The organism is Brevundimonas sp. CURTG3B2_SDJG (assembly GCF_057364705.1).
This window is the reverse complement of the sequence record NZ_JBNFOJ010000129.1, coordinates 1-8,136: the sequence shown is the minus strand read 5'-3', so window position 1 is coordinate 8,136 and position 8,136 is coordinate 1. Positions and strand designations below refer to the sequence as shown.

Annotated in this window: 11 protein-coding genes; 3 read left to right on the top strand and 8 right to left on the bottom strand. The window is 69.3% G+C overall.

The annotated features are described in order from the left end of the window. Positions 1-1,353, bottom strand: a 1,353-nt coding sequence (locus AC2W7C_RS10180; RefSeq protein WP_486001340.1) for a coiled-coil domain-containing protein, incomplete at its 3' end; no start/stop codon positions are given. 324 nt (positions 1,354-1,677) lie between these two features. Here AC2W7C_RS10180 and AC2W7C_RS10175 point away from each other — a divergent pair. Together AC2W7C_RS10175 and AC2W7C_RS10170 are read left to right on the top strand one after the other, a co-directional pair. After that, positions 1,678-1,878, top strand: a complete 201-nt coding sequence (locus AC2W7C_RS10175; protein ID WP_486001339.1) for a hypothetical protein — start codon at positions 1,678-1,680, stop codon at positions 1,876-1,878. A gap of 63 nt (positions 1,879-1,941) precedes the next feature. Beyond that, positions 1,942-2,457: a pyridoxamine 5'-phosphate oxidase family protein gene (locus tag AC2W7C_RS10170; protein WP_486001338.1), complete on the top strand. Its 516-nt coding sequence runs from the start codon at positions 1,942-1,944 to the stop codon at positions 2,455-2,457. A 6-nt stretch (positions 2,458-2,463) separates the two neighbouring features. On the opposite strand, the gene argF is transcribed toward AC2W7C_RS10170, so the two are convergent. The 7 genes from argF to AC2W7C_RS10135 form a co-directional block, all read right to left on the bottom strand. Further along, on the bottom strand, positions 2,464-3,378 hold the full coding sequence (gene argF / locus AC2W7C_RS10165) for an ornithine carbamoyltransferase (protein WP_486001337.1): 915 nt from the start codon (positions 3,376-3,378) through the stop codon (positions 2,464-2,466). A 145-nt stretch (positions 3,379-3,523) separates the two neighbouring features. Then, positions 3,524-4,705: an acetylornithine transaminase gene (locus AC2W7C_RS10160; RefSeq protein WP_486001341.1), complete on the bottom strand. Its 1,182-nt coding sequence runs from the start codon at positions 4,703-4,705 to the stop codon at positions 3,524-3,526. A gap of 92 nt (positions 4,706-4,797) precedes the next feature. Beyond that, entirely contained in the window at positions 4,798-5,172 is a 375-nt protein-coding gene (locus tag AC2W7C_RS10155) for a YcxB family protein (protein ID WP_486001336.1), read from the bottom strand. Next, the gene (locus AC2W7C_RS10150; RefSeq protein WP_486001335.1) at positions 5,169-5,348 is read right to left on the bottom strand and encodes a hypothetical protein; all 180 of its coding nucleotides are present in this window, start codon (positions 5,346-5,348) and stop codon (positions 5,169-5,171) included. Before AC2W7C_RS10150 ends, AC2W7C_RS10155 begins: the two co-directional genes overlap by 4 nt. Further along, complete coding sequence (locus AC2W7C_RS10145) at positions 5,345-6,271, bottom strand: M28 family metallopeptidase (RefSeq protein ID WP_486001334.1); 927 nt, start codon at positions 6,269-6,271, stop codon at positions 5,345-5,347. Before AC2W7C_RS10145 ends, AC2W7C_RS10150 begins: the two co-directional genes overlap by 4 nt. A gap of 70 nt (positions 6,272-6,341) precedes the next feature. After that, positions 6,342-6,749: an SRPBCC family protein gene (locus tag AC2W7C_RS10140; protein WP_486001333.1), complete on the bottom strand. Its 408-nt coding sequence runs from the start codon at positions 6,747-6,749 to the stop codon at positions 6,342-6,344. A 16-nt stretch (positions 6,750-6,765) separates the two neighbouring features. After that, complete coding sequence (locus AC2W7C_RS10135) at positions 6,766-7,587, bottom strand: ABC transporter permease (RefSeq protein ID WP_486001332.1); 822 nt, start codon at positions 7,585-7,587, stop codon at positions 6,766-6,768. A 347-nt stretch (positions 7,588-7,934) separates the two neighbouring features. Here AC2W7C_RS10135 and AC2W7C_RS10130 point away from each other — a divergent pair. Further along, positions 7,935-8,136: GcrA family cell cycle regulator (locus AC2W7C_RS10130; RefSeq protein WP_486001331.1), on the top strand; the 202-nt coding region annotated here is incomplete at its 3' end.

Sequence of the window (8,136 nt, the reverse complement as noted above, 5' to 3'; positions counted from 1 at the left end):
CGGCGCGCCAGTCGGGCTGGACGTCGGCGGGTGGCGGCGCGACGGCGCCTTGGCGGGTTCGGCGCGTCGCTCGATGTTCTGACGGGCCTCGGCCAGCAGGGCGGCGGTCCGCTCTTCCGACAGGCGCATGCGCTCGGCCAGTTCGCCCGAGGCGCGGTCGTAGCTCTGCTCGATGCGCGACGAGCTGTCGGCGAGACGGCGGCCGATATCTTCCAGCGCCTGCTGCGAGCGCCGCTCGGACTGGGCGATGCGTTCGCTCAGACGGTCCGAGATGCGGGTGATCTCGCCGCCCAGCTTCTCCAGGGCCAGGGCGTGGCGGTCGTCGGCGGCGGTCAGCCGCTGCTCCAGCCCCTGGGCCAGGCGGCCCACGTCGCCCTCGACCTTGCGGGCCAGGGCCTCGCCCAGCTTCTCGAACCGCGCCGGCCCCTCGGCCTCGATCCGGCCGACGCGGCCGTTCAGGTTTTCGGCGATGCGCAGGACCTCGCGGCCCATGGCCTCGACCGCCCGGGCCGACCGGGTCTCGGCGTCCTTGACCTGCTCGCCCAGCGACATGACCGCCCGCTCGATGCGGTCCATCCGGTTCTCGGATTCGGCGGTGTCCAGCCGGCGCATCATCTCTGCGCGGTTGGCCTCCACCTGGCGGCTCAGCGTCTCGGCCAGCTTCTCGAAACGGGCCGCTTCTCGCGCGCCCTCGGGCTCGACACGGCCTTCCGCCGTCCGCAGACGCTGGTCCAGACCGGCGAACGAGCGCTCCAACCCGCGCAAGGCTTCGGTCGTGCGCGCCTGCGCCTGGTCCAGCCGCGCCCCGACCTGGGCCAGCAGGTCCGATCCCGCGCCCGGGCCGGCGATCTTCTCGACCGCGTCCATGCGCTGGCGCAACTCGTTGACGCCCGCGCGCTGGCGTTCCTCGATGTCGTACAGCCGGCCGGCGATCGCGCCCAGGCTGGTCTCCACCTTGCCGAAGGCCTCGGTCGTCTTGGGACCGGTCTCCTGTTCGAACTTGCGCAGGCGGCGATGCCCCTCTCGCAGTTCCTCGGCGATGTCGTCGATGCGGCGGCCATACTGGCGGCCCTGCTGATCCTGACCCTCGAGCCGGCGCACCAGGCCCGAGACCGCCTGATCCACCCCCTGGATCGCGACGGTCGAGCGGCGCTCCGCCGCCTCGAGCCGCCCCGCGATGGCGTCGATCGAGGCCTCGAGCCGCTGCCAGGCCTCGTCGCCGGCGCCGTAGGCGTCGTCCAGCCGGCGGACACGGCCGCGACGTCGAACGAATCGGACGCATGGGACCGGCGAGGCAGCGGCGTGAAGCCCTCGTCCTGATCCGCGTCCTCGATGATCATGGAGTTCAGCCACTCGCCCAGGGTCATGCCCGAGCGGCGCGCAAGGTCCTTGGCGATCTCGCGAGCCTTGGGGTCTATCCCCTTCACGCTCCACGGCGCGGCTGCGCTCACTGATTCGCCTCCCGACCTACAAGCCAGACGCTAGACGTCCAGATCAGGGGTGTAAACGCGTGGTTAACCCCAAGATGTGGGGGTCTGGCCATCTTCCTGTGGAAAGCCCGCACACTGACAGGATATGTCGCTCCGGCGTCGTTAACGGATCGTGAAGATTAACCTCCCGGCAAGGACTCGCCCCCTTGCGCACGGGCGCTTTGCAGGCCACCTCGCCGCGATGGACATGCCTCTCACCCTCGCCCTGGTCGCCGCCGTCCTGGCCCTCGCGATCTTCTCCGGATGGAGGGGGGCCCTGCCCTGGGATCCGCGCAAGGGCGTGCGCATGATTCCCTGGCGGCTGATCATGGTCCTGTCCGGCGCCGCCCTGCTGATCCTGCTGGTCCACGTCGGAACCCTGCTGGGGGTGCCGCAGCGAACATACTGAGGCGGAACCCCGCGCGCCCGGGACGCGCTTCCCTGATCCACCCCGAGATCAGGAGAGACCCGCATGGGCGACAAGACCCTCACCGCCGCCGAGGCCGAAAAGGCCTTCTGGGACAGTCTGGAGAAATCCAACACCGGCCTGCTGGGCCTGGACCAGCCCGGCTACCACGCCCAGCCCATGACCGCCTTCCGCGAGGAGGAGACGGGCGTGATCTGGTTCTTCACCCGCGACGACACCGACCTGGCCCGCGACGCGGCCCTGCCGGGCGGACAGAGCGCCATGTTCCACTACGGCTCGAAGGACCAGAACGTCTGGGCCTGCATACACGGCGAGCTGTCGGTCCACGGCCCCGACCGCGAGGTCGTCAACCGCTACTGGAACCCGGTGCTGTCCGCCTGGTACCCCGAGGGCAAGGACGATCCGCATCTGACCATCCTGCGCTTCGACGCCGACGACGGACGCGTTTGGGTCAACAAGGGCGGCTTTCTGCATTTCGCCTTCGAGATCGCGAAGGCGAACCTCACCAGGACGACGCCGAAGGAAGGCGGGGTCGCGGATGTGAACCTCGGCGCGGGCTGAGGAGCCTCAGCCGGCGAAGCACCACGCCAGCACCGCCTTCTGGGCGTGGATGCGGTTCTCGGCCTCGTCCCAGACCAGCGAGCGCGGACCGTCGATGACGGCGTCCGTCACCTCTTCGCCCCGATGGGCCGGCAGGCAATGCAGGAAGACCGCGTCCGGATTGGCCAGGTCCATCAGGGCGTCGTCGACGCCATAGCCGTCGAAAGCCTCCAGCCGGGCCTCGTAGTCCTGGTCGCCCATCGATACCCAGGTGTCGGTGACCACCACGTCCGCGCCGCGCACCGCGTCGCGCGGGTCGCTGGTCAGGACGACGTTGTCGCCGCCCCGGGCCAGGTCGTGCAGGTCCGGATGGTACTCCGCCGGGCAGGCGACCTGCAGGCGGAAGCCGAACTTGGGCGCCGCGTGCATGAAGCTGTGGCAGACGTTGTTGCCGTCGCCGACCCAGGCGATTGTCTTGCCCGCCACGGGCCCCAGATGCTCCTCGATCGTCAGCAGGTCGGCCAGGATCTGGCAGGGGTGCGAGCGGTCGGTCAGGCCGTTGATCACCGGGATCGTGGCGACGCGGGCGAAGCGTTCCACGTCCTCGTGGCTGTTGGCCCGGATCATCACCGCATCGACCATTCGCGACAGGACGCGGGCCGTGTCCTCGACCGGCTCGCCGCGGCCCAGTTGCATGTCGCCGGCGTTGGCGATGATGGCGTCGCCACCCAGTTGCCGGATCGCGGCGTCGAACGAGAACCGGGTCCGGGTCGAGTTCTTCTCGAACACCATCGCCAGCACGCGGTCCCTGGCCGGCGCGTCGGCGTCTGGGCGGCCCTGCGGCCAGCCCTTGCGAGCCTGCTTGCGGGCGTGGGCGTCATCCAGGATGGCGCGTAGCTCGTCCGCCTCCAGCCGGTGGATGTCCAGGAAGTGGCGGGTCATTCTCTACTCCGCTCATCCCCGCGAAAGCGGGGACCCAGTGCTTTGGGCGACTGTCGCCGCCGAATGGAACTCTGCCGCTCGTCCCGACCTCCGGCGTTCGCCGACAGAACTGGGTCCCCGCTTTCGCGGGATGAGCGGGCGATGGCTACGAAGCCGCGGTCAGCTTGGCCCGCGCGAATTCGCAGGTCTTCTCGAAGCGCTCGACGGCCTCGCGGGCCTCGTCCAGCGTCAGCACCAGCGGCGGCAGGATGCGCACGCAGTTGTCGCCGCCGCCGGCGACCAGCAGGTGCTGCTCGTCGCGGGCCCAGCCCATGAACTCGCGGTTGTTGGGAACCAGCTTGACCCCGATCAGCAAGCCCTTGCCGCGAACGTCCACGATCACGTCGGGGAAGCGCTCCTTCAAACCGTGCAGCTGCTGCTTCAGATAGCCGGCGATCTCGTTCACGTGGGCCAGGGTCTCGGGCTTCGACAGTTCGCCGAAGGCCGCGCGGCCGACCGCCATCGCCAGCGGATTGCCGCCGAAGGTCGAGCCGTGCACGCCGACGGTCATGCCCTTGGCCGCATCCTGGGTGGCCAGGCAGGCCCCGATGGGGAAGCCGCCGCCCAAGGCCTTGGCGATGGCCATGATGTCCGGCGTCATGCCGGCCCACTCATGCGCCCACAGCTTGCCGGTCCGGCCCATGCCGCACTGGACCTCGTCGAAGATGATCAGAACGCCGGTCTCGTCGGCCATCTGACGCATCCAGCGCAAGTCCTCGTCCGGCGTGGCGCGGCAACCGCCCTCGCCCTGCACCGGCTCCAGGATGATCGCGGCGGTGGTCGGGTTGCGGAAGGCAGCCTCCAGCGCGGCCTTGTCGCCCCAGACCAACTGGTGGAAGCCTTCCATCTTCGGGCCGAAGCCCTCGGTGTAGCTGGGGTTGGCGGCGGCGTTGATGGCGCCGTAGGTCCGGCCGTGGAACGAACCGTCGAAGCCATAGATGTCGATCCGCTCGGGCTGGCCGTTGGCGACGTGATGCTTGCGCGCCGTCTTCAGGGCGCACTCCACGGCCTCGGTGCCGGAGTTGGTGAAGAAGACGACGTCGGCGAAGGACTTGGCGCACAGCTCGTCGGCCAGCGCCTCCTGGCCCGGGATGCGGAAGATGTTGGACACGTGCCACAGCTTGGCGGCCTGCTCGCTGACGGCGGCGACCAGCTTGGGATGGGCGTGGCCCAGGCCGTTGGTCGAGATGCCGGCGACGCAGTCCAGGTATTCGGTTCCGTCGGTCGACCACAGGCGCGCGCCCAGACCGCGATCCACCTCGAGCGGCGCGCGGTTGTAGACACCCATCAGATGATCGTTGGACACGGGACCGGACCTCCAGAAGAGAGAAGGCCCCGCCCCGCCCAGGCGATCTGGGCGCGGCGGAGCCGGAAAACAGGTCAGGCCTTGTCGGATGCAGGGGCGGGCGAGTCAACACCGCGCCCGAGCCTGCCGGAGGAAACCAGGTCCGCGATCAGGGACCGGACCGCCTGCGCCTGCGCCTCGCTCAGCTGGCGCTTGGGAAGGACGGGATTGTTCGTCGGGGTCACCAGCAGGATGAAGCGGTCGCTCTCCTCGCGAACCGCCTTGATCGCCGCCCAGTCCAGGGACGACGACGTCAGCGGCGTCGCGAACCGCACCCCCTCCTCCGTCAGGGTCCAGTCGCTGAGCCCGCCGCCGCCGGGGGCGGACCTCATCGCTCCGAAGGTGGCGCGCTGGAGCGCCCATTGGGACAGCAGCCAGACGCCGAACGTCCCGAACAAGATGCCGATCACCACCCGCCCGAACCCAGGGTCGCGCGCACGTAGGCCGAGGCGGTTAGCGCCAGCGCGCACAAGCCGATGAAGGGGATGAACAAGGGGAAGCCCGCCCACAGGTGCAGGCCGCCCCAACCGCCGGTGACGGACCGAAGCTCTCGGGCCGTCGGCTGGACCCCGGCGATCTCGATCATCTCTCCATGACGGCGTCCAGCCGCTCCACGACCGCCGCATAGGTCTCGCCCGCCGTCTTCACCGTGGCCGGGTCGACATGCTCCATGGTGTCGTCGGCCGAATGGATCAGACGGAAGACCTGGGGGACGAAGCCCTCGGCCAGGCCGTTCGTTTCGCCGCCGTTGAAGGCCAGCCACATCTGGTGGGCGCCGACATGGTCCTGGAAGCCGAGCGAGACGGTTGGAACCACCGGCCCCGGCGTCGCCTGCGGGCCTAGCCCCTGGCCCGAGAAGGCGCGATCGTCCGACGGCGGATACATCGGGAAGCCGACGCAATGCATCGCCCGCTCGGCGCAGATTTCGCGCACGGCGCGCACCACGCCGGCCGACTGGGCGCCGTTGTTCAGCCCGTACATCATGGTGTCGCCGTAGGCCGCGACGTCGGAGTTCACCACGGCGGCGACGTTCGCCAGCCCGTGCGCCTCGATCCACTTCTTCGCGCCGATCAGGCCCAACTCCTCCTGGTCCAACAGAATGACGCGGATCCGGTGGTTCAGCGACTTCGTCCGCAGGATCTTGGCGGCCTCGATCACCCCCACGACCGAGGCGGCGTTGTCGACCACCCCCTGCGACAGGGTTCCGTCGCGCAGCTTGACCGCGTCGTAGTGGGCCACCAGCAGGATCTCTCGCTCGCCCTCGCCGACGGTGAAGACGACGTTGCGGCCTTCCATCTCGCCGGTCTGGCGATTGCCGCCGGCGAAGGTCTCCACCGACGGGTCGAACCCGGCGGCTCGGACCTGGTCCAGCACGACCTGAGTGCGGGCCGCGTTGGTCGGCTGGACGAAGGCGGCGACTTGGGCGCGCAAGTCGACGTCCTGAGCCAGCGCGGGGGTGGAGACGGCCAACAGGGCCGCGGCGGCGGCGGCAAGCGTACGGATGAACATGGAGCCCCTCTTGATGCGAGGCGTCATGGCTAGCGCGGCTGGGGCCGCCGCGCATCCCAAATCGACGCGCCTAGCGGCCGTCCTCCATCAGGGCCTTGAGCGTCTCTAGGTCCTTGCGCACGTGGGCGGCGTCAGCCTCGAACGCCGCGTCGTCCTGGTCGGGACGCCGGAACAGGGTGAACATGACTTCGGCGCCGTCGCCGTTCCGGACGACGCGCAACGGGTTCTCGACCTCAAGGCCGCCTTCGGTCCGGACGACATGGTCGATGACGCCGAAATCGTTGCGAGGCCCGAACCGGACCCTCAACGCGCCGATCGGCCCGCCGTCGCCGGCCCATTCCTCCCCGTCGCGGTGCAGGCCCGAGGCCAGGCCGGACGCCCAAGACGCCATGTTCCGGGGGTCAGACGCGAAGGCGTAGACCTCGCGCCAGTCCCGATCGACGCCGATGTGGACGATGCGGGCGACGGGCGAGGTCATGGAGCCTCCTTCGGGGTCAGCTCTTCAGCCTCCAGCCCGACCGGAACACCGCCCAGCAGGCCCAGGCCATCAGCAGGGTCAGGAGCGCGCTCATCGCGACCCCGATCCTCAGGTCGCCCTCCGCATGGCCGATGAAGCCGTAACGGAAGCCGTCGATCAGATAGAAGAACGGGTTGAACCGGCTGATCGTTGCGAACGGCTCGGGCAGGTTCTCGACCAGGTAGAAGGTGCCGCTCAGGAAGGTCATCGGCATGACCACGAAATTCTGCACCGCCGCCAGATGGTCGAACTTCTCGGACCACAGGCCGGCGAAGACGCCCAGCATCCCCATCAGCAGCGAGGCCACCAGGCCGAACCAGACGATGGCCAGGACGTTGGCCACGCCCAGCCTGGCGAATGGCAGCACGCAGATCGCGGTCACCAGCCCCACCGACACGCCGCGCGTCGCCGCGCCCAGCGAGAAGCCGATGGTCAACTCCAGCGGACTGAGCGGCGGGGTCAGGAAGTCCGTCGAGGTGCCCATGATCTTGGCCTGGATCAGGCTGGACGAGGCGTTGGCGAAGGCGTTGTTCAGAACCGCCATCATGATCAGGCCCGGGGCGACGAACTCGGCGAAGGGCGTGCCGTGCAGCGGCGGCCGCGCGCCCTGGAGCGCCACGACAAAGACCAGCATGTACAGCAGGGTCGTCACCACCGGCGCGGCCACGGTCTGGGCCCCGACCTTCCAGAAGCGCCGGACCTCCTTGAGATAGAGGGTCTTCACCCCCTCCCAGTTGACGCCGTGATAGCGGCGCGGCTGCGGAAGCCCGGACGGGCGCGTGGAGGCGAGATCGGTCATGGCGCGGAGATGCGGCGCGAGCGGCGCGGGCGCAAGTGGTTAGTGGCTAGCGCCTGGCGGCTGCCGGCCGGTCGATCGCGCCGGCCTCCTTTGCCGGGGCGACTGGAGCTCGGTCTGTTCCAACCACTAATCACTAACCACCAACCCCTTTCCACCCTCCGCAGCGGCCCCGCGCGCTTTCCGCAACGTCCCACCACCGCGACCACCTTAACCATACTAGATGTGGTTCCTGTGGACGGACCAATTCCCACATATTGCGCGTTTTAAGGGGTGGTTTACGATTAGCGGTAGGTCGGGACCTCCGGAGGGGTGTCCCGACCCCATATGTTGAATCCCGGAGGGCGATCATGACCGCAGGCTGGACCGAAGACCGCGTCGGCGCGCTGAAGAAGCTGTGGCTGGAAGGCCAGTCGGCGAGCCAGATCGCCAAGCAACTGGGCGGCGGCGTGACCCGCAACGCCGTGATCGGCAAGGTGCACCGCCTGGGCCTGTCGGGCCGGGCCGCGTCCCTCGCAGCCGGCGCGCCGCGACCTTCCGCCCCACCCGTCC

Coding starts and splice junctions, on each gene's coding strand:
- AC2W7C_RS10175 (WP_486001339.1), top strand. CDS start 1,678: ATGCCTCTCACCCTCGCCCTGGTCGCCGCCGTCCTGGCCCTCGCGATC.
- AC2W7C_RS10170 (WP_486001338.1), top strand. CDS start 1,942: ATGGGCGACAAGACCCTCACCGCCGCCGAGGCCGAAAAGGCCTTCTGG.
- argF (WP_486001337.1), bottom strand. CDS start 3,378: ATGACCCGCCACTTCCTGGACATCCACCGGCTGGAGGCGGACGAGCTA.
- AC2W7C_RS10160 (WP_486001341.1), bottom strand. CDS start 4,705: ATGGGTGTCTACAACCGCGCGCCGCTCGAGGTGGATCGCGGTCTGGGC.
- AC2W7C_RS10150 (WP_486001335.1), bottom strand. CDS start 5,348: ATGATCGAGATCGCCGGGGTCCAGCCGACGGCCCGAGAGCTTCGGTCC.
- AC2W7C_RS10145 (WP_486001334.1), bottom strand. CDS start 6,271: ATGTTCATCCGTACGCTTGCCGCCGCCGCCGCGGCCCTGTTGGCCGTC.
- AC2W7C_RS10140 (WP_486001333.1), bottom strand. CDS start 6,749: ATGACCTCGCCCGTCGCCCGCATCGTCCACATCGGCGTCGATCGGGAC.
- AC2W7C_RS10135 (WP_486001332.1), bottom strand. CDS start 7,587: ATGACCGATCTCGCCTCCACGCGCCCGTCCGGGCTTCCGCAGCCGCGC.